Annotated in this window: 13 protein-coding genes and 1 tRNA gene; 7 read left to right on the top strand and 7 right to left on the bottom strand. The window is 67.4% G+C overall.

The window, feature by feature from the left end; genetic code table 11:
• Positions 1–30: 30 nt before the first annotated feature.
• Positions 31–1566 (bottom strand): flavin-containing monooxygenase, encoded by a 1536-nt coding sequence (locus tag IDF66_RS14780; protein ID WP_190267544.1) that lies wholly within the window; start codon positions 1564–1566, stop codon positions 31–33.
• Between the two features lie 114 nt (positions 1567–1680).
• Between IDF66_RS14780 and IDF66_RS14775 the strand changes: the two genes are divergently transcribed.
• Positions 1681–2298, top strand: a complete 618-nt coding sequence (locus tag IDF66_RS14775; RefSeq protein WP_190268019.1) for a TetR/AcrR family transcriptional regulator — start codon at positions 1681–1683, stop codon at positions 2296–2298.
• A gap of 68 nt (positions 2299–2366) precedes the next feature.
• Here IDF66_RS14775 and IDF66_RS14770 read toward each other — a convergent pair whose 3' ends face one another.
• From IDF66_RS14770 to IDF66_RS14755, 4 genes are all read right to left on the bottom strand, one after another.
• Complete coding sequence (locus tag IDF66_RS14770) at positions 2367–6167, bottom strand: multifunctional oxoglutarate decarboxylase/oxoglutarate dehydrogenase thiamine pyrophosphate-binding subunit/dihydrolipoyllysine-residue succinyltransferase subunit (RefSeq protein WP_388000127.1); 3801 nt, start codon at positions 6165–6167, stop codon at positions 2367–2369.
• 188 nt (positions 6168–6355) lie between these two features.
• Positions 6356–10207 (bottom strand): ABC transporter ATP-binding protein, encoded by a 3852-nt coding sequence (locus IDF66_RS14765; RefSeq protein ID WP_190267542.1) that lies wholly within the window; start codon positions 10205–10207, stop codon positions 6356–6358.
• Entirely contained in the window at positions 10204–10980 is a 777-nt protein-coding gene (locus IDF66_RS14760) for a hypothetical protein (RefSeq protein WP_190267541.1), read from the bottom strand. The genes IDF66_RS14765 and IDF66_RS14760 overlap by 4 nt, the downstream gene beginning before the upstream one ends.
• Positions 10973–12019 (bottom strand): glutathione S-transferase family protein, encoded by a 1047-nt coding sequence (locus IDF66_RS14755; protein ID WP_190267540.1) that lies wholly within the window; start codon positions 12017–12019, stop codon positions 10973–10975. Before IDF66_RS14755 ends, IDF66_RS14760 begins: the two co-directional genes overlap by 8 nt.
• A 99-nt stretch (positions 12020–12118) precedes the next feature.
• On the opposite strand from IDF66_RS14755, the gene IDF66_RS14750 reads away from it, so the two are divergent.
• The 6 genes from IDF66_RS14750 (at position 12119) to IDF66_RS14725 (ending at position 19704) form a co-directional block, all read left to right on the top strand.
• Positions 12119–12763, top strand: a complete 645-nt coding sequence (locus tag IDF66_RS14750) for a PadR family transcriptional regulator (protein ID WP_190267539.1) — start codon at positions 12119–12121, stop codon at positions 12761–12763.
• Complete coding sequence (locus tag IDF66_RS14745) at positions 12760–14280, top strand: MFS transporter (protein ID WP_190267538.1); 1521 nt, start codon at positions 12760–12762, stop codon at positions 14278–14280. Before IDF66_RS14750 ends, IDF66_RS14745 begins: the two co-directional genes overlap by 4 nt.
• Positions 14281–14393: 113 nt before the next feature.
• A complete protein-coding gene (locus tag IDF66_RS14740; RefSeq protein ID WP_190267537.1) occupies positions 14394–15593 on the top strand; it encodes an exonuclease SbcCD subunit D in 1200 nt (399 codons plus the stop codon).
• Positions 15590–18559, top strand: coding sequence for an AAA family ATPase (locus IDF66_RS14735; RefSeq protein ID WP_190267536.1), 2970 nt, complete (start codon positions 15590–15592; stop codon positions 18557–18559). Before IDF66_RS14740 ends, IDF66_RS14735 begins: the two co-directional genes overlap by 4 nt.
• 55 nt (positions 18560–18614) lie before the next feature.
• Positions 18615–18690, top strand: a tRNA-Arg gene (locus IDF66_RS14730).
• A gap of 357 nt (positions 18691–19047) precedes the next feature.
• On the top strand, positions 19048–19704 hold the full coding sequence (locus tag IDF66_RS14725) for a hypothetical protein (protein WP_190267535.1): 657 nt from the start codon (positions 19048–19050) through the stop codon (positions 19702–19704).
• Positions 19705–19716: 12 nt separating this feature from the next.
• Here the strand turns inward: IDF66_RS14725 and IDF66_RS14720 are convergent, their stop codons facing one another.
• Positions 19717–20544: a DUF305 domain-containing protein gene (locus IDF66_RS14720; protein ID WP_190267534.1), complete on the bottom strand. Its 828-nt coding sequence runs from the start codon at positions 20542–20544 to the stop codon at positions 19717–19719.
• A gap of 10 nt (positions 20545–20554) precedes the next feature.
• A complete protein-coding gene (locus IDF66_RS14715; RefSeq protein WP_190267533.1) occupies positions 20555–21409 on the bottom strand; it encodes a DUF3105 domain-containing protein in 855 nt (284 codons plus the stop codon).
• Between the last annotated feature and the right edge of the window lie 75 nt (positions 21410–21484).

The following is a 21484-nucleotide window of genomic DNA, read 5'->3' as shown; positions in this document are numbered from 1 at the left end:
TGTACTCCTCGGTTGGGTGGGTTGCGGCGGTCAGGCGGTGGCCGGTGCCGGCTGCGCGTCGGCGGATTCGGCCGGGCGCGTACGCGTCCCACGACGTTCCACATCGTAGGCGGCGATGTCGAACTGCCGGGTGATACGACGGAAGTTGAACGTGAATCCCGGCCACAGCGTGGTGATGTTGCCGTGGTGGTCCTTGTACCACGATGCGCATCCGCCGTTGACCCACACGCTGTTGCGCAGATCGTGCTGGACCTCTGCGTTGTAGCGCTGCTGGGCTTCGAGTGTGACGTCGGTGCGTGTGATGCCTTGTGCGCGAACTGTCTTCAGATAGTCGACGAGGTAGTTCAACTGGGACTCGATCATGTACACCATCGAGGTGTGACCGAGGCCGGTCGACGGTCCGACCATCAGCATCATGTTCGGGAAGCCGTTGACGAACGAACCCTTGTAGCCCTGCATGCCGATCTCGTCCCACACATTGGCGAGGCTGCGGCCGGCGGCGCCGACGATCTTGTCGAAGACGGGGGAGTCGGTGACGTGGAAGCCGGTGGCCACCACGATCACGTCGGCGTCGCGAACGGTGCCGTTCTTGTCAGCGATACCGTTCTCGGTGATCGAGGCGATGCCGTCGGTGACGAGATCGACGTTGGGACGCGCGATCGCGGGATACCACTCATTGGAACGCAGGATGCGCTTGCAGCCGACCTGGAACGTCGGGGTCGCCTTTGTCCGGAGTTCAGGGTCGCGGATCGAGCGGGCGATGTTCGCTCGGCACACGAGTTCGACCGGCTTGAGCGACTTGGGTGAATAGGTCAGACCGAAGGCGGTGACCTCGTTCATCGCATAGATCGCGCCGCGGACGGCCGACTGGTAACCGGGAACCTTGGCGAAGGCCCACTTCTCGGTCGCCGAATAGGCGCGTTCGGTGCGGGGCACGATCCACGGTGCGGTGCGCTGGTAGACGTCCAGCCGACCGGCGACCTTGGCGAGTTCGGGCACCAACTGGATGGCCGACGCGCCGGTGCCGATCACCGCGACACGCTTTCCGGTGAAGTCGACGTCATCGTCCCAGCGGGCCGAATGCACGATCGTGCCCTGGAAGTCGTCGAAGCCGTCGATGTCGGGCAGGTTGGGCTCACAGAGTGGGCCGATCGCGCCGATCATGATCTGTGCGCGAACCTGCTCGCGCTGTCCGTCGCGCACCACGTCGAGGATCCAGCGACGCTCGTCCTCGTGCCACTCGGCATGCTCGACCTCGGTCTGGAACCGGGTGTGGGAGCGCACGGCGTGGCGCTCTGCGACATCGTTGATGTAGCGATGGATCTCCGGCTGGTGGGAGTACGAGCGTGACCACTCCGGATTGTGGGCGAACGAATACGAGTAGAGGTGCGATGGCACATCGCAGGCAGCGCCCGGATAGGTGTTGTCGCGCCAGGTTCCGCCGAAATCCGACCCACGGTCGATGACCATGAAGTCGTCGAAGCCGTTCTGCTTGAGCTTGATGGCCGCGCCGAGGCCGGAGAACCCCGCTCCGATGATGGCGATCTGTACATCGATCATTGTCATGGTCCCACCATAAACGTCTACTGAACGGCCGTCAATAGCTTATTGAATCTTGATCAATAAAGGCCTACGGTGGAGTCGACCAGCAACGACGGCGAACGAGAGGACTTTCAGACCATGGCGGTGACCTCGGGTTCGGTGCCGGCGGCCAAGCGTACGCGGATGAGTCCGGAAGCCCGGCGTGACCAACTCGTCGAGCTCGGGCTCGACATGGTGCGCCATCGCCCGCTCGAGCAGGTGTCGATCGACGCGATCGCGGAGGCCGCAGGGGTGTCGCGGGCGCTGCTGTTCCATTACTTCGAGTCGAAACAGGACTTTCACGTCGCCATCGCCCGGGCGCAGGCCGACGAGATGCTCGAGCGCACCGAGCCCGATCCGGGGCTCGGCGATCCACTCGTGATGCTTTCGGCCTCGATGTCGGCGTTCATCGACTACGTCACCGACAATCGGGAGGCGTATATGGCCTTCATGCGCGGGTCGTCGAGTGCAGATCCGGCGATGCGCGAGGTGTTCGACCAGACCCGTGCCGTCATGGCCGCCCGCGTTCTCGACCACGCGCCCGCGCTGGGGATCGCGGTGACCCCGGTCGTCGAGATGACCGTGCAGGGCTGGATCTCGTTCGTCGAGGACACCACCATCAGGTGGCTCACCGATCCGGTGATCGATCGTGATCAGCTGCTCGCCCTGATCAGTGCCGCCCTTCCGGCCCTCGCCGGCGTCGTCCCGCGGGACTGATTCCCCGCGGGGGAGAGACACGTGTGGCGGGTGCCCGGGGACACCCGCCACACGTCGACAACGTCAGATCAGCCGAACGCCTCGTCGAGGATCTCCTGCTGCTCGACGGCGTGCACCTTGCTGGAGCCCGACGACGGCGCCGACATCGGGCGACGCGAAGCGCGGCGCAGACCCTTGAGCAGGTCCGGCAGCATATCGGGCAGCCAGAGTCCGAGGAACGGCCACGGACCCTGATTGGCCGGCTCCTCCTGCACCCACACGAAGTCGTCGGCATTGCCGTACTGCTCGAGGGTGTTGCGGAGGCGACGATGCGGCACCGGGTAGAGCTGCTCGATACGGACGACCGCGATGTCGTCGCGCTTCTCCTTGTCGCGGCGCGCGGCGATCTCGTAGTAGAGCTTGCCGCTCACCAGCAGGACACGCTTGACCTTCTCGCGATCGCCGTCGCCCGCGATGAACTTCGGGTCGTCGATGACCGAGCGGAACTTGTCGTCGGTGAACTCCTCGATCGGGCTGACCGCCTGCTTGTTGCGGAGCATCGACTTCGGCGTGAACACCACCAGCGGTCGGCTGATGCCATCGAGGACGTGGCGACGCAGGAGGTGGAAGTAGCTCGCCGGGGTCGACGGCACCGCGACGGTCATCGAGCCCTCGGCACACAACTGCAGGAAGCGCTCGATACGACCGGACGTGTGGTCGGGACCCTGGCCCTCGTGACCGTGGGGGAGCAGCAGCACGACATCGGACAGCTGGCCCCACTTCGCCTCACCGGACGAGATGAACTCGTCGATGATGGACTGGGCACCGTTGACGAAGTCACCGAACTGCGCCTCCCACATCACCAGCGCATCGGGGTTGCCGACCGAGTAGCCGTACTCGAAGCCGACCACCGCGAACTCCGAGAGCGGGGAGTCGTACGCCATGAAGCGGCCCCCGTTGTCCTCGCTGTCCTCGCCGTTGACCGGCTTGAGGTGATTGAGCGGGGTGTACTCGGTGCCGCTGTGACGATCGATGAGGACCGAGTGGCGCTGGGTGAACGTGCCGCGTCGCGAGTCCTGTCCGGACAGCCGGACGGTGCGGCCCTCGCTGACGAGCGAGCCGAATGCCAGGAGCTCGGCGAAGGCCCAGTCCACACCACCGTGGCGCGACATCTCCTGGCGACGTTCGAGCACCGGCTTGACCCGCGGGTGCGGCGTGAAGCCTTCCGGCACATTGATGAAGGCGTCGCCGATACTCGCGAGCACCTCCTTGTCGACCGCCGTCACCAGCTTGGTCGGCAGGGTCTGATCGGACTGAATCGAGGGACTCGGTTCCGCGTGGTACTTCTCGAGCTCCTTGACCTCGTTGAACACCCGCTCGAGCTGACCCTGGTAGTCACGCAGGGCGTCCTCGGCCTCCTTGGTCGAGATGTCACCACGACCGATCAGGGCCTCGGTGTAGCTCTTGCGGACGCCGCGCTTGGTGTCGATCACCTCGTACATGGCCGGCTGGGTCATCGACGGGTCGTCACCCTCGTTGTGACCGCGACGACGGAAGCAGACGAGGTCGATCACGACGTCCTTGCCGAAGGCCTGCCGGTAGTCGACGGCGAGCTTCGCGACCCACACGCAGGCCTCGGGGTCGTCGCCGTTGACGTGGAAGATCGGCGCGCCGATCATCTTCGCGACGTCGGTGCAGTACTCGGTCGAGCGGGAATGCTCGGGGGCGGTGGTGAAACCGACCTGGTTGTTCACCACGATGTGGATGGTGCCGCCGGTGCGGTAGCCCGGGAGCATCGCCATGTTCAGCGTCTCGGCGACCACACCCTGGCCGGCGAAGGCCGCATCACCGTGCAGCATCAGCGGCAGGATCGGGAACGAGTCGTCGTCGCCCATGAGGTCCTGCTTGGCGCGGACGAGACCTTCCAGGACCGGATCGACGGCCTCGAGGTGGCTCGGGTTGGCGGTCAGCGACACGTTGATCTCGTTGTCGCCGAACATCTGGTAGTACTTGCCCTCGGCGCCGAGGTGATACTTCACGTCGCCGGAACCGTGCGCCTGCGACGGGTTCAGGTTGCCCTCGAACTCGGTGAAGATCTTCGAGTACGGCTTGCCGACGATGTTGGCGAGCACATTCAGGCGACCACGGTGAGGCATGCCGATGACAACCTCTTCGAGGGTGTGCTCGGCGCCCTGATCGATCACCGCATCCATCATCGGGATGACCGCTTCGGCACCTTCGAGCGAGAAACGCTTCTGCCCGACGTACTTCGTCTGCAGGAAGGTCTCGAACGCCTCGGCCGCATTGAGCTTCGACAGGATGTACTTCTGCTCGGCGACCGGCGGCTTGACGTGCTTGATCTCGACGCGTTCCTGTACCCAGCGCTGCTGCTCCGGTTCCAGGATGTGGGTGTACTCGACGCCGATGTGACGGCAGTACGCGTCGCGCAGGATCGAGAGCACGTCGCGGAGCTTCATCTTGTCCTGGCCGTGGAACCCGCCGACGCTGAAGGCGCGGTCGAGATCCCACAGGGTCAGGCCGTAGGTGAGCACGTTGAGGTCGGGATGGCTTGCCCGGGCGTCACTGTCGAGCATCAGCGGATCGATGTCGGCCATCAGGTGGCCGCGACTGCGGTATGCGGCAATGAGTTCCAGCACGCGGGTGCTCTTGTCGACGAGCCCCGCGGGGATGTCGCGACGCCAGCGGACCGGCTCGTACGGGATGTGGAACGCGGTGAAGATCTCGTCGTAGAACGCGTCGTCGAGGAGCAGTTCGTGGATGGTCCGCAGGAAGTCGCCGGACTCCGCACCCTGGATGATCCGATGGTCATAGGTCGACGTCAGTGTCATCAGCTTGCCGACACCGAGTTCGGCGATCTGCTCGTCGCTGGCGCCCTGGAACTCCGCGGGGTATTCCATCGCGCCCGCGCCGATGATCGCGCCCTGCCCCTTCATCAGGCGCGGCACCGAGTGGACCGTGCCGATCGTTCCGGGGTTGGTCAGCGAGACGGTGACACCCGCGAAATCGTCGCCGGTGAGCTTGCCGTCACGCGCACGGCGCACGATGTCCTGATAAGCGCTGTAGAACTCGGCGAAACCCATGGTCTCGCAACCCTTGATGGCCGCGACCACCAGTGTGCGGTTACCGTCCTTGCCGACCAGATCGATGGCCAGACCCAGGTTGGTATGGGCCGGGGTGACGACGTTGGGTTTGCCGTCGACCTCGGCGAAGTGGCGGTTCATGTTCGGGAACGCCTTGATCGCCTGGACGATCGCGTAGCCGAGGATGTGGGTGAAGCTGATCTTGCCGCCGCGGGTACGGGCGAGGTGGTTGTTGATGACGATGCGGTTGTCGATCATCAGCTTTGCCGGGATGGCGCGAACGCTCGTGGCGGTCGGCACATCGAGCGAGGCGGCCATGTTCTTGGCGATGGCGGCTGCCGGCCCGCGCAGGACCTTGTTCTCGTCTTCCGATGGCGTCGTCGCGGACGGGTCCACCGGGCTCTTCGCCCGGTTGTGGGACCGGGACGAACCGTCGCGGCTGGCGGTGCTCTGGCCGGATGCGGCCTTCGTCGCGGTCGATTCCCGTGCGGGTCCGGACTTGCGGGCAGGTGTGGAGGCCGTCGGCTGCTGGTCGAGCGTCACCTGCTTGTTCTGCGAGCTCGAGGTCTTCGTGGTGGTCGCGGGCGCCGCGGCCTTCGGTGAGGTGGCTGCGGCGGGGGCGCTGCCACCAGACGTCGCGGTACCGCTGTCGCGGGCGGCGGTGGTGCCGTTGCCCGCGGCGGTCGCGCTCGTCTCGGCGTCACCGTTCACGCTGGGGTCGTAGTTGGCGAGGAACTCGTGCCAGCTCGGATCAACTGACGTGGGGTCCTTCTTGTACTGCTGGTACATTTCCTCGACCAGCCACGTATTTTGTCCGAAATCTGAAATCGAACTGCTCACAGCGGTATCTCGCCTCAATTCCCTCTGGTGTCGGGTCGCTTGTCACCGAGAAAGTCCCTTGTGAAGACTATCGGCAAACCACCTGCCGATGGTACGCGTGCGCCATGCACGACGTGCGGTGGACCTCACTGTCCGACTCACCTGAGCTGCTGGTCACCAGCGGTGGCAATACCGTCTGCATCGGGAGCGACACCAGCATCCCAGAACGCGCGGTACCTCTGTCCCAACGCCAGCAGCTCGGTATGAGTTCCCCGCTCCACGATCCGGCCCTGATCGACCACCGCGATCGTGTCCGCGCGGGCGGCCGTGGCGAGTCGGTGCGCGACGATGACCGACGTCCGGCGGTGTGTGAGCGCCTCTCCTGCTGCGAGCACGAGCGACTCGGTGGCCTGGTCCAGCGTCGCGGTCGCCTCGTCGAGCAGCAACAGATCGGGTTCGACGAGTTCGGCGCGGGCCAGCGCGATCAGCTGCCGCTGTCCCGACGACAGGCCCTGGCCTCGCTCGCCGATCGGGTGATTCATCCGCCCGGGTAGTCCCGCGATCATCCCGGCGGCCCCGACGGCGTGCGCGGCCGCGGCGATCGCCCGGCGATCCGCGTCCGGTCGGCCGTAGGCGATGTTCTCCGCGACCGTCCCGGTGAACAGGTGCGGTTCCTGAGGGACCACGCCGAGACGACCGCGGTAGTCGGCGAGAGCGAAATCGCGGATGTCGGTGCCGTCCATCCGGACCGCTCCCGACGTCGGGTCGTAATAGCGGGCGAGGAGCTTCACGATGGTCGACTTCCCGGCGCCCGTCTTCCCGACGAGGGCCAGCGACGTCCCGGGCGGGATGGTCAGGTCGATGTCCGACAGCGCATCGCGATCCGCGCCGCTGTAGCGGAAGCTCACGTCGTCGAGGACCGCGCGACCTTCGAATCCGCCGCGGGGCGTGGTGACGACATCGTCGCGCCGGATCAGCGAGCTCGGGGTGCCCAGCAGATCGGAGATCCGCCGCAGACCGACCACCGCCTGCTGGTATCCGTCGAACACCTGGGACAGCTGCTGGACGGGCCCGAACAGCATGGACAGATAGAGGACGAAGGCGACCAGCGTGCCGGCCGACAGGGAGCCGGTGGTGATCTGGTGGGCACCGACGGCGATGGCGACGGCCGATGCGAGGTCCGACATCAGCGTGATGAACGGGAAGTAGGTGGCGATCGCCTTCTGCGACACCATCCGGGCGTGCACCCAGTCGAATGTGCGCCGGGTGAATCGGGACGTCGCGGCGGAGGTGTGGCGGTAGGTCTGCGTGGTCTTGATGCCGGCGATGTTCTCCTGGAAGTCGGCGTTCACGATGCTGACCAGCTCGCGGGACCGGGTGTAGGCGACCGACGAGATGCGCCGGAAGATGATCGTGGCGACGACCAGGACCGGGAGGACCGGGAGCATCAGGGCACCGAGCAGGGGATCGGTGATCACCAATGCGACGGACACGCCGACAAGGGTGAACGCGGCCACGACGGCTGTCGACAGACCGGTCTGGAGAAAGGTCGAGAGCGCGTCGACATCGGTGGTCATTCGCGTCATGATCCGACCGGACAACTCGCGCTCGTAGTAGTCGAGGCCGAGTCGCTGCAGGTGGGCGTAGCTGCGCACGCGGAGACCGAACAGGACGCGCTCACCTGCGCGGGTCGCGAAGACGATCTCCGCCGACGACCCGGCCCACCCGACGGCGACCAGCACCACGCCGATCGCGGTGGCCCGCCACAGCGTGGATTCGTCGGCATGCGTGGCGGCATCGATGACGGCTCGTGCGAGGGACGGGAATGCCAGCCCGACGAGGGTGTCCACCGCGATCGCCCCGATGGCCGCCATGATCAACCACTGCACCGGGCTCAGCAGCCCGCGCAGTGAGAAGGAGCGGCTCTCGGCGCGCGCCGCATCGACATCGACCCGGGGGCTCTCGTCGGCGGGCGGCAGGGCATCGACCGCGGCGAGCAGCTCGGGGGTGGCAGGCATCGAACCGAGGGCGCCGCCGATCCCGCCGCCACCGCGGGCTCCGCCGCCGCCGGGGCCCGTGGTCGCGACGACGGGTGGACGGATCGTCGGATCGTCGGCTTCCGGCGCGTCGTCGGGCCACAGCTGATCGAGCCCCAGTACGGGTGGCGGCCGGTGTGCGGCACGCCTGCCGGCCTGTTCCGGGTCTGCCGACGCCATCAGTGAGCGGAACAGGTCGCACCGACCGTCGAGCTCGGCGACGGTACCGACGTCCACGATGCGGCCGGCGTCGAGGACGGCGACGCGATCGGCGAGGGTCAGGGTGGAGCGGCGATGTGCCAGCAGGAGCATCGTGCGACGTTCGGCGCGTAAACCGTGCAGGATCTGTGATTCGGTGGTCGCGTCCACCGCGGACGTGGCGTCGTCGAGGACGAGAATCCGGGAGTCGGCGTAGAGCGCGCGGGCCAGTGCCACGCGCTGACGCTGCCCGCCGGACAGGGTGAGTCCGCGCTCGCCGACCACGGTGTCGAAGCCGTCCGGCAGTCCGTCCACGAACTCGTGTGCGTCGGCCCGTCGGGCGGCCGAGAGCAGGCGTCGGCTCGGCGTTCCGTCGGCCGGTGCGGTCTCGTCCGGACCGAGCGCGATGTTGGCGGTGATCGTGTCCGAGTAGAGGAACGGCTCGTCGAACACCACCGACACGGCGCCGTGCAGAGCGTCGGGTGCGAGTTCATCGACGGGATGCGCGCCGTCGTCCGACAGCAGTTCGACGACTCCGGAGTCGGGCCGGTAATAGCGCCCCGCGAGATCGGCGAGTGTCGACTTCCCGGAACCTGGCCCGCCCACCACCGCGACGCACTCACCCGGCGCGACGGTGAGGTCGACGTCGGACAGAACGGGTCGCTCGTCGAAGGAGAACCCGACCCCGCGCAGCCGGAGACCGAGCGGACCGTCGGGCAGGGTGGCGGTGTTCGACTCCGCCGGATCGCGCGGATGCTCGATCACGTCGTACACGCGGTCGACGGCGGCACGCGCCAACTGGGCGCTGACCACCAGATTGGTGAGCAGACGGGCGAGCGCGGTCATCGAGGCCACATAGGTCGCGAAGGCGAGGAACGTGCCAGCGGTGATGTGACCGTGCATCGTGAGGTAGCCGCCGACGGCGATCACCGCGACCATCCCGAGCTGCGGGATGGCCGCCATCGTCGGGGTGAAGCGCGCGTTGATCTTGCCGGCCCGCAGGCGTAGTGAATACAGCCGCGCGCCGAGGCCGACGAGTTCGTCGACCGCACGGCCCTCCTGGCCGAATCCCTTCACCACCCGCACGCCGGTCACGGTCTCCTCGACGTGCTGCGCCACGTCGGCGGCAGCCTGCTGGGCCGACCACGTCGCCGCGAAAAGCTTACGGCGCGTGCGGAACACGACAAATCCGACCACCGGGAAGATCAGCAGGGCGACGCAGGTGAGCAGGGGTGAGAGGTACGCCATGATCCCGATCGCGAGAACGACCTGCACCGCCGCGCCTGCCGACAGCGGCACCATCGCGAGCAGCCCCTGGACGATCTGCAGATCGGAGATCGACCGCGAGACGATCTGGCCGGTGCGGATCTGGTTCTGCGCGTTGCCGTCCAGGTGGAGCAGTGTGTCGAGAAGTCGTAGACGCAGCGCGTTCTGCACAGAGATCGACAACCGGCCCGCCGTCAGCCTGCGGCCGAATTGGCATCCGTAGCGGATGACGGCGATGACGAGCAACGCCGCGACGATGACCTGGATCGAGAGGCCGTCGTGCACGGCCCCGGTGGCATGGTCTATCGCCGCCTTGGCCAGCAGCGGCGCCACCAGATCCACGGCGACGGCGACCGCGGTCACCACCAGGGTGATGATCACCAGGTTCCGGAACCGCCAGCTCTCGGAGGCGAGTCGGCGAATCCACGGACGCGAGGTCGAGGGGTCGGGTGACGAGGACTCCGGTCCCGGTCGGGACGGTCGCGGTTCGGTCTGAAGCGTCGGAGTCACCGATCCAGGTCGCGCCGGTCACCGGCGGCCGGGAGGCCTGGGTCCCCGACGATCTGGCCATCGATGATCCAGGTGGTCGGTGGCGGGCCGAACGCCTCTCGGGAGTTGGTGATGACGCGCCTGCCGAGGGCGCGGTTGCCGATACCGCCGATCATCGCGCCGATCCCGGCAGGCATCAGCTTGCCGAACACCAGGGGAGCGCGCTTGATGGCGTACTTCTTGGTCAGCTTGTTGACGAGCGTCTTGTTGAGCTTGCCCAGCCCGCCACCGGGGATGGCCGCTCCGCCGAGGCGGCGCAGCGCACCGCCCTGCGTACCGACCAGCCGCCCCAGTGCGACCACTCCTTCTTCGCCCAGGGCCACCGCGAGGACCAGCGTCTTCCGGCGCTCCGAATCGTGCACCGGGATGCCGTGGACCTCGGCGATCGAGAGGGCGAGCAGTGCGGAGGCCTCGAGGAAGAATGCGGTCTCGCCGGTCATCGCACCGAGCGCGGTCATCGTGCCGACGCCGGGCACGGCCGCGGTGGCACCGACGGCCCCACCCGAGCCGGTGACCGCGGTGAGATAGGTCTTCTCGAGCCTCGTGATGATCTGCGCGGGTGATTCCTCGGGATGCGCGGTGCGGAGATTGCGGACGTACTTCGCGACGGCCGGGCCCTGCAGTCGTTGCGCGCGGTCGAGCAGACCACCGGTGACCTCGACGGCCTTGCCCGGCGGACGCTGACCGGGACGGGGCCCCGCGGTTCCGGTGGTGTGTCTGTTGATGTCAGCCATGTGTGGGTACCCGACCTTCCGATGGGACGACCTCGGTGGGTCTCGGCGGACCGGGTGGCGTGCCGTCGCCGAAGGGGCGGCCACCGAGCTCGTCCCGATGATGCGGGGTGAGCCAGTTGGTCAGATCCGGCCCGTCAGGGACGACGCCCGTCGGGTTGATGTCGCGGTGCACCACGTAGTAGTGACGCTTGATCTGTGCGAAGTCGGTGGTGTCACCGAAGCCGGGCGTCTGGAACAGATCCCTGGCGTAGGCCCAGAGCACCGGCATCTCGGACAGCTTGCTCCGGTTGCACTTGAAATGGCCGTGATAGACGGGATCGAATCGGGCCAGGGTGGTGAACAGGCGGACATCGGCCTCGGTGATGGTGTCGCCCACCAGATATCGCCGGGTGCGCAGGCGGTCCGACAGTTCGTCGAGCTTGGTGAACAAGCGGTCGTAGGCCTTGTCGTAGGCGTCCTGGTTGCCGGCGAACCCGCATCGGTACACCCCGTTGTTGACCTCGGTGTAGACGCCGCGGTTCACCTCGTCGATCTCGTCGCGCAGGTGCTCGGGGTACAGCTCCGGGGCGCCCGCGCGATGGTGCTCGGTCCATTCGAGCTCGAAATCGATGGTGATCTGGGGGAAGTCGTTGGTGACCACCGCGCCGCTGTGGGTGTCGACGACCGCGGGCACGGTGATGCCCTTGGGATAACCGGGAAACCTCTTCTCGTAGGCGTCCTTGAGTCGTGGGATGCCGAGCACCGGGTCAACCCCACCGGGATCGAGATCGAAGGTCCACGAGTCGGCGTCGTGAGTGGGACCGCAGAGTCCCAGCGAGATCGCGTCCTCCAGACCGAGGAGGCGTCGGACGATGAGTGTCCGGTTCGCCCAGGGGCACGCGCGGGCCGCCACGAGTCGATAACGCCCGGGCTCGACGGGATAACCGTCCCGGCCGTCCCGGGTGATCCTTGTCTCGATGTACTGGGTGTCGCGGACGAACTCCTGGCCGGTGGTCACGTAGACGCCCTGCTCCTGCTCGCCAACGCTGTCGGTGCTCATGGTGACCACAGTAGTGATCGACACCGACGGTTGGCATGTGATCCTCGAACCGGTATATTCCACGTGGAATATTTGCACCGGATCAATTCGGGAGGTGTCGTGGGAGCCAAGGCATGCGGTCCGCTGCCGCCACTGGCGGTACTGGTACTGGGTCTTGTCGCGGAACGGCCGATGCATCCGTATGAGATGTTCCAGACGACGGTCGAACGACGAGAGGATCGTCTGGCGAAGTTCCGGCCGGGCACGATGTATCACACGGTCGACCGGTTGGTCTCCCAGGAACTCATCGAGGTCCACGACATCCAGCGTGAGGGGAACCGTCCCGAACGCACCGTCTATGCGATCACCGAGCTCGGTCGCCGTACGTTGTTCGAGAGCCTCGAAGAGATCGTCTCCCGCCATCCCGTCGAATACCCCGAGCTCTATCTCGCACTCTCCGAGGCGCACGGGCTGCCCCGGGCGCGGGTGGTCGAACTCCTCACCACGCGGCTCGGGGCGATGCGCGCGGAGCTGACCGAGCTCGACGGCGGTGTCGCCGCCGTCCGGGACCGGGGGACACCCGAGATGTTCTACCTCGACATCGGCTGCCGTATCGCGACCCTGCGCACTCAGATCGACTGGGTCGAGGACCTCGTCGACCGACTCGAGAACTCCACCATCGAATGGCTCGACGACCCGGGTTCCCCCTATCAGGGCAGCTCGGTCATCGCGGGCGCCCTCCATCAGAAAGCGACAGACGAATGACCTCCACCCCGACCCCCGCCGCGCAGGTGACATCGCGACCCTGGGCCGCGATGCTGGCGCTGTGCGTCGGCTTCTTCATGATCCTGGTCGACATGACCATCGTGGCGGTGGCCCAGCCGCAGATCCAGACCGCGCTGGACACCGATGTGAACGGCATCGTCTGGGTGACGAGCGCCTACCTGCTGACCTACGCCGTGCCCCTGCTGATCACCGGACGCCTCGGCGACAAATTCGGCCCCAAGCGCGTCTACCAGCTCGGTCTGCTGGTCTTCACCATCGCGAGCGTGTGGTGCGGACTGTCCGGGTCGATCGGCGAACTGATCGCCGCCCGCGCCCTGCAGGGTGTCGGCGCGGCGCTGATCACGCCGCAGACGATGGCGCTGATCACCCGCATCTTCCCGCCCGAGAAGCGCGGCGCGGCAATGGGTGTCTGGGGCACCGTGGCAGGCGTGGCCACGCTCGTCGGCCCATTGCTGGGCGGAGTCCTCACCGACAGCCTCGGCTGGGAGTGGATCTTCTTCGTCAACATCCCGGTCGGCATCGTCGGCCTGGTGCTGGCGTATGTGCTCGTCCCCGATGTCGAGACCCACGACCACCAGTTCGACTGGATCGGCGTCGCGTTGTCGGCAATCGGTCTGTCGGCGTTGGTGTTCGGCATCCAGGACGGCGAGAAGTACAACTGGAACGGGTGGATCTGGACGCTCATCGTCGGTGGTCTGCTGGTGATGGCGCTCTTCGTCTACTGGCAGTCGCGGATGAAGGGCGAACCGCTGGTGCCGCTCTCGTTGTTCCGGGACCGCAACTTCTCCCTGGCCAACATCGGTATCGCATCGATGGGCTTCGCGATCTCCGGACTGATGATCCCGACGATGTTCTTCCTGCAGCTGGTTGGCGGGATGTCACCGACCCGCTCGGCGGTGATGATGGTCCCGATGGCACTGCTCACCGGCGCCCTGGCGCCGATCGTCGGCCGTGTGCTCGACCGGGTCCATCCCCGCACGATCATCGCGACCTCGTTGCTGCTGAACGCAATTGCCGTCGGTTGGCTCGGCATGATCGCCCGGCCGGCGACCCCGGTGTGGCAGTTGATCATCCCGATGTGCCTGATGGGTATCGCATCGGCGGGCATCTGGGCGCCGTTGGCCGCCACCGCGACCCGCAACCTCCCGTGGCATCAGGCCGGTGCCGGTGCCGGTGTCTACAACACCACGCGGATGATCGGGTCGGTGCTGGGCAGCGCCGCCGTGGGCGCACTGATGCAGACCCGGCTCGCCGCGCAGCTGCCGGGCGTCGACACCGAGCACCACAGTGCGGGCGGACAACTGCCGGAAATGGTGCGCGACGGATTCGCCACCGCGATGGGCCAGTCGCTCTACCTGCCGGCCGTGGTGCTCCTGTTCGGCGTCGTCGCCGCGCTCTTCTTCATGAAGCCGAAGCATCAGACCCCGCCCGGCGTGCCCCCGGTGGCGCCGGAACAGGCGGGCGAGGGTGCGGCGACGGGAGTGCCGACCACCTGACCCCGCGCTTCGGTCACCGTCGGCATCGATCTCGCCCCGAGTGGCGTGGTCGGTGCCGACGGGTGCCGCTTTGCCTCCCACAGTCTGTCGGGAGTGGCTCGTAGGGTGGGCGCATGCGCATCATCCACACCTCCGACTGGCACCTGGGTCGGACCTTCCACGGCGTCGAGCTGCTCGACGACCAGATGGCTGCGCTGTCGCACCTCGCCGCGGTCGTGGCCGAGGAATCGGCCGATGTCGTGGTCGTCGCCGGAGACGTGTACGACCGGTCCGTGCCGTCGGCGGACGCGGTGCGGGTGTACGACCGCGGGCTCGCCGAGATCGCGGCCGCGGGTGCCCAGATCGTCATCACATCGGGTAATCACGACTCGCCGACCCGTCTCGGATCCGGGTCCGGTTTCGCCTCGGCGGGTGGGCTGCACCTGCGGACCTCGATCGAGGAGATCGACGAACCGGTCGTCCTGGGCGACGAGTTCGGTGAGGTGGCGATCTACGGCATCCCATATCTCGAACCGGAAACCGCACGTCGACACCTCGGTGTCGACGACGCCCGCACCCATACCGAGGTGCTCAGGGCGGCGATGGACCGGGTGCGCGCAGATCTGACCACCCGGTCCACACGGTCGGTGGTGGCCGCACACGCCTTCGTGGTCGGCGCCCTGGCCTCCGGATCCGAACGATCCATCAGTGTCGGTGGTGTGGAAACCGTTGGTGCCGAGACCTTCTCCGGGATCGACTATGTGGCCCTCGGGCACCTGCACTCACCGCAGCAACTCGGCGAGGCGGTCCGGTACAGCGGGTCATTGTTGCCGTACTCGTTCGGCGAGCGGTCCGACCACAAGTCGGTGTGGGTCGTCGACCTCGACGCGGATGGAGTCGCCGATGTGCGCGCCCGGGAACTCCCGATGGTCCGCGGGCTGAGTTCCTTGGCGGGCACACTCGACGAGCTCCTCACCGACGAGTCGCTCAGCCAGGTGGAAGACCACTACGTCGAAGCCGTCCTGACCGATCCGGTCCGCCCGGTGGACGCGATGCGCCGACTGCGGGAACGTTTTCCGCATGCCGTGCACGTGCGATGGGATCGGCCTCACCTCGGCGGTGGACTGGACTATCGGGCGCGGGTGCACGGCCGCACCGATGCCGAGATCATCGCCGCCTTCGTCACCGATGTGCGTGACGCCCCCACCGCGCGGGAACGCGCACTCGTCGACAGGGCGGTCCGCGCGGTCGTCGGCGAGCCCGAATCCGATGGCGGATCAGGCGGGGAGCTGACCCTCTTCGAGATCGAGCCGGATGTGGCGGAGTCGGCATGAGGTTGCACCACTTGCGGATGCGGGCGTTCGGGCCGTTCGCCGACGAGGTCGTGGTCGATTTCGAATCACTCGCCGGTGACGGACTGTTCCTGTTGCACGGGCAGACCGGTGCGGGGAAGACCACGGTGCTCGACGGCGTCGCCTTCGCGCTCTTCGGCAGGGTGCCCGGCGCCCGGGACACCAACCGCCGCTTGCACTCCGACCATTCGTCGGCCGATCAGGTACCTGAGGTCGAGCTCGAGGCGACGATCGGTGGACGTCGACTGCGCATCACCCGGTCGCCCGATCACCTCCGGCCCAAGAAGCGCGGTACCGGCACCACCAAGGTCAATGCGCGGGGCACGCTCGTGTGGCTGGACGGTTCGGGTCCGGACCTGACCCGACTGCCGGAGATCGGCGAGGTGGTCAGCCGCCTGCTGGGGATGAGCGCCGACCAGTTCTTTCAGGTGGTGCTGCTGCCGCAGGGCGAATTCGCACGATTTCTGCGAGCGACCTCCGAGGACCGAGAAGGTCTGTTGGAGAGGCTGTTCGACACCGAACGATTCGGCGACCTCGAAGACTGGCTGCGCGAACGGGCGCGGGAGAGTGCGAGTGCGCTGGCGGAGCGGACGTCGGCGGCCGATCGTATCGCCGGGCAGATCGTCGCTCTCGGCGGCACCGAGGTCGCCGATCCCGACATGGAGTGGGCACAGAACTGCCTGGAGGCGGCGCGTACGGATGCGGTCGAGTGCGAAGACGCGCTGACCGGGGCGCAGGCTGCGCTCGATCGTGCGCAGGCCGCTCGCGATCACGGTGCGCGGCTGGCGGATTGTCGACGGCGGGGAGACGAGGCCGCTCAGCGATTGGCACAGCTGGCAGAGGGGGGAGCGGAACTGGCGACGATCACCGCCGCCCTCGAGGCCGGGCGTCGAGCCGCGCCCATCGCGTCGGTGGTCGAGGACCGGGACCGCGCCGCAGCAGCGTTGGCCACCGCCGAATCGGAGTGCGCCCGCCTGGATGCCGAACTGGCCGCGCTCGATGAGGGCGCTCCGCTGTGTCGGACCAGCACCGACGGTGCCCTCGATGCCGCGATCGAGCGCTGGACCGCCGAGTCCGGGCGATGGGAACCGTTGGCCGCCCGCGTCGACCGGCGCCCGGAGCTGGTTGCCGATATCGACCGTATCCGGGACGAGATGGACGCGACCGAGCAGCGACTCGGCGAGATGGGTTCATTTCTCCGCCACGCGCCGCAGCGGCGAGAGAAGGCGGCCGCCGAACTGGCGCATGCGGTCGCGGCACGAGCCCAGTTGCCGCGCCTGCAGGCCGAACGAGACCGATTGGGTGCCATCGCCCGCGCCGTTGCCGATCGCGAGGCGCTCGAGCCCGAGATCGTCCGCGCCGAACAGCAGTTCCTCGATGCGCGTGAACAACACACGAGTGCGCGCGAGAGTCTCCTCGATGTCCGGGAGCGGAGGCTGACCGGGATGGCGGCCGAGCTCGCCGGCCAGCTCACGGACGGATCGCCGTGTGCGGTCTGCGGATCGGTCGAGCATCCGCTGCCCGCCGTGAGCGATTCGGCGACGTCGATCGGCGAAGCGCAGGAAGCCGCAGCCGTCGAGGCCGCGCAACGCGCCGCGGACAGACGATCGGCGGCGGAGTCGGCTCGTGCCGCACTCGTCGAACGGCGAACCCACCTCGACACCACCATCGCCGGGGTCACCCGGGAGCAGATCGACGCCGACCGCGCGCAGAACACCGCCGACCTCGGCGACGCGGAGCGCGCTGCGGAACGCTCCTCCTCGTTGGAGACCGCACTGAAGGCCATCGAGGCCGACATCGAGTCGGTACGTGTCGAACGCGGCGATGCCGACACCGCGCAGGCCGGGCGGCGCGAACGCCTGACCGCGCTGCGCGACACGCTCGAGGCCCTCGACGCCGACGTCGCCGAGGCCACCGGCGGGCGTACCGGTGTGGCCGAGCGACGTGCCGAACTGGCGGAACTGTGTCGTCGTGCGGCGCGCCTGCGCGATGCACGCAACGAACTGGTCGGGGTCCGGCAGCGACGTGCAGATGCGGTCGATCGGCTCGCCGAGAAGTGTGCCGCCGCAGGCTTCGCGGACCCGTCGGAGGCCACCGCGGCGCTGACGTCGGAGGCCCGGCTGTCGGAGTGGGAGACGATGGTGTTGCGGGCGTCTCGTTTGCGGGCGGCAGCCGAATCGACCCTCGCCGACCCTGAGGTGTCTGCTGCGATGGCCGCCGAGCCGGTCGACGCCGATGCCCTCGTCGCGAGCCTGACGTCCGCCCGGCAGATGCGCGACCAGGCCACGAGTCGTCGCGCAGTGGCGGTTCGGCGACTGCGGGATCTGGACGATTACGTCAGCCAGTTCTGGGCAGCTGCCGACGTGCTCGCTCCGATGCGGGCACGCCACGATGAGCTCCAAGGCCTCGCCGAGCTGGTGAGTGGACGCGGACAGAACTCACGACGGATGTCGTTGCGGTCCTACGTCCTGGCCGCGCGGCTGACGGAGGTGCTGGTGGCGGCGTCCGCTCGACTGCACCAGATGTCTTCGGGCCGTTATGAATTCGTGCATACCGATGCTGTCGGGCCGCGCGGACGCCGCGGTGGGCTCGGCATCGAGGTCCGCGACGAGTACACCGGCGCGATCAGGGCGACCACCACCTTGTCCGGCGGCGAGACCTTTTTCGCGTCACTGGCGCTCGCCCTCGGTCTCGCCGACGTGGTGGCCGCAGAATCCGGCGGGCACGTGCTCGACACGATCTTCATCGACGAGGGGTTCGGCGCCCTCGATCCCGAAGCACTCGACCTGGTGATGGGCGTCCTCGACGACCTCCGCTCGGGCGGACGTGTCGTCGGTGTGGTGAGCCACGTCGACGAGTTGCGGGCACGGATTCCGGCCCAACTACACGTCGTGCGTGGGGAGAGTGGTTCGCACATCCGCATGTCGGGAGCGCTCGGTGTGTCGTGACGACCCGATTGGGTTCGGGTGGCGCACGTGCGTTACGCTAGCCATCGCCCGTTGAGCCCCCGTAGCTCAGGGGATAGAGCGTCTGCCTCCGGAGCAGAAGGCCGCAGGTTCGAATCCTGCCGGGGGCACCATGACATCCTTGCCGGCCTCCGGCCGGTGTGCGCCCACTGTGTGGTTTGAAAGAGATTCACGCGAGCGCACCGTGACATCCTTGCCGGCCTCCGGCCGGTGTGCGCCCACTGTGTGGTTTGAAAGAGATTCACGTGAGCGCACCGTGACATCCTTGCCGGCCTCCGGCCGGTGTGCTCCTCCTCTGTGTGAGAGAGATCGATACATCCCGGTGGCCACGACGCACGCGAGCCGCGCCAGACGCCCGGCATCGATCTCGACGGTGTCGTGGCACCGGCTGCGGACATCCGAAAGCGGCTCTATCCACGATCCTGCCGCAACATGCGTCGTCGGCTCTCCGAATCCATCAGAATGCAGGGGTGAACGGTGATGTCGCAGCGGCGAATGGCCCGACCAGGTTCCTGTCGGCGACGGCCGAGAAACAATGTTGGGGATTCATGCTCGGCTCCACGCTCTTCGCGGTGGGGTCCGCGCCCGGATTCATGGCGTGGGCGGGTGCGTCCGCGGCGAATCTGAGTTTCTTCGTCGGTGCGTGGTTCTTCACCGGTGCGGCAGCGATCCAGTATGTGCTCAGCGGTGCGGCGACCACCCCGATCGCCGACGGTGGAAAACAGTTCCGAGGCGAATGGCTTTCGGCCGCAACACAGTTGGCCGGCACGCTGCTGTTCAACGTGAGTACCGCGGCGGCCCTGAACGCCGACACGGTCACCGAGGAGCGTCGTCGCGTGTGGTCGCCGGACGCCGCCGGGTCGGTCGCATTCCTGGTGAGTGGCGTCCTCGCGGTGATCGTGTTCACCAACGCCGTCAGGTTCTGGGCGCCGCGCAGGCGCGACTGGTGGGCGACGCAGATCAATCTGCTGGGCTGCATGGCCTTCGGGGTATCGGCGGTGGGCGCCTACGTGACCTCTGCGGGGCAGACCGTCAGCGACGATCTCGCCGGTGGCGGAACCTTCGTCGGTGCAATCTGCTTTCTGGTGTCCGCAGGGTTGGGCCTGCCCCGGTGGGCCCGCACGTGACGTCGGAGCCCATCAGTTCATCGGTAGCGGCTCGGCGCCCCGTTCGGCGAGCATCTGCTCGATGACGGCGATGTCCTTGTCCTGGGTCTGTTTCATCGTCGTCGCGAGGGTGCGGACATAGTCCTCGGAGACCTCTGCAGGATTTGCCGCGTACTCCATCATGGGTAGGCCGCCCTCGTGATGGCGCAGCATCAGTTGCAGGAAGTACACGTCGGCGGCGGCGGCCCGCAGGCTCCGGAGCCGGTCCATCTCGGCGGTGGTGGCCATACCTGGCATCGGCGGGATGTCGGTGCCGGTCGTCGTCGATCCCGACGGCATGTCGCCGGGGGGCATCGCGGCAGTCGGCATCGTTCCCATGTCGTGTCCGGCGTGATCGCCATGGTTGTGGTCGGTAGGGGTCGAGGGTGCCGGGGTACCGGCAGCCATCTCGTGACCCATCCACGTCATCGGGGGATGGGGGTTGATGAGCGGGTAGCCCCAGCGGGTCAGCCACGACTGCATCTGCCCGATCTCGTTGCTCTGTGCGGTGAGGATGTCGAACGCCATGCTGCGCACTTGCGGATCGGTGCCGTTCTCGAGTTCGGTCGTGGCCATCTCCACGCCCTGCTCGTGATGGCGGATCATGTCCTGCGCGAAGCCGACCGCCGCGGAGTCCGCCGATGGCGTCTCCTCTGCCTGCATATCATCGCTGTGCAGCATTGCGGCGATCAGCAGACCCAGCGCCATTCCGATCAGCAGCGCTGCCACCACCCCGAGGGTGGTGAGCAATGTGCGCCGGGAGCCGGTGGGGCCGGGTGCCGGGTGATCAGTGGCGTCCGCCTCGGCGCGTCGATCGCTCATCGTCTGCTCCTCAGCCGGCCGGCATCGGCGCGCCGGCGCCGGCGTTCTCGTCGGATGCCGGAATGCCGCCCGAGCCGTCCATCTTCACCGCATCCGGTCCGGGTGCACCCTGGTCGGCCGGTGGCGGATCGTTCGGATCGAACGCTCCCGGGATCGCCGCGCACGCGGCCTGGGTCTCTGGATACGCGGCCTCCGACGGATTCTCCCGGTAGACACCGGGTGTGGCGTTCCGGCGCAACGCGGTGATGAACTGATCGACGCGTGGATCGTCTGCCGAATCGAGCTTCAGCTGGTGTCCCCAGCTCTGCAGCGACAACGGATGGTCGAGACCGGGATAGGGCGACACGAACAGGAACTGCTCGCCGGACACCTTCTTCTCGAGCGTGTCGCGATCGGCGGCGCTGATCGTGTCGGGGTTGTAGGTGATCCAGACGGCCCCGTGTTCCAGGGCGTGCACAGCGTTCTCCGATCGGAGCGGGTTCGGGTACACGATCCCCGTACAGGTCGCCCACACCTCGTCGTGGGGCCCGCCGAAGGGCGGCGACTGGTCGTAGGCGACGCGCTGGTCGGCGCGCACGTGCTGGGCGGCGCGGTAGTAGATCTTGGTGACACCGGGGATCCGCGTGGACGGGTCCGGATCCTGTGCGGACGGCACGAACCCCGTGACGGTCTGTGGTCTGAGGCCGTTGGCCTCGCGGTCGTCGAGGAACTTGGGCAGGAGGTACCCGAGAAGTCCCGCGATCAGCGCGATCACCAGCACGATCGCACCGACGACGAACCAGTCGATCTGCCTGCCCGACGCACTGGGCACAGATCCGGGTCGCTTGCCGGACCTGGGGGTGTTGCCGCCGGATCTGCCTGCCATCGCCCTACTCTCTGATGTGGCCACAGCCGGTGTGAGGCGCAGCGACGGACAGTTTACCGGTCGACAACAGGGCTC

It is taken from the genome of Gordonia hankookensis, assembly GCF_014673215.1.
Taxonomy (GTDB): domain Bacteria; phylum Actinomycetota; class Actinomycetes; order Mycobacteriales; family Mycobacteriaceae; genus Gordonia; species Gordonia hankookensis.
The sequence above is the reverse complement of the archived record's forward strand: the minus strand, read 5'-3'. Positions and strand labels throughout refer to the sequence as shown.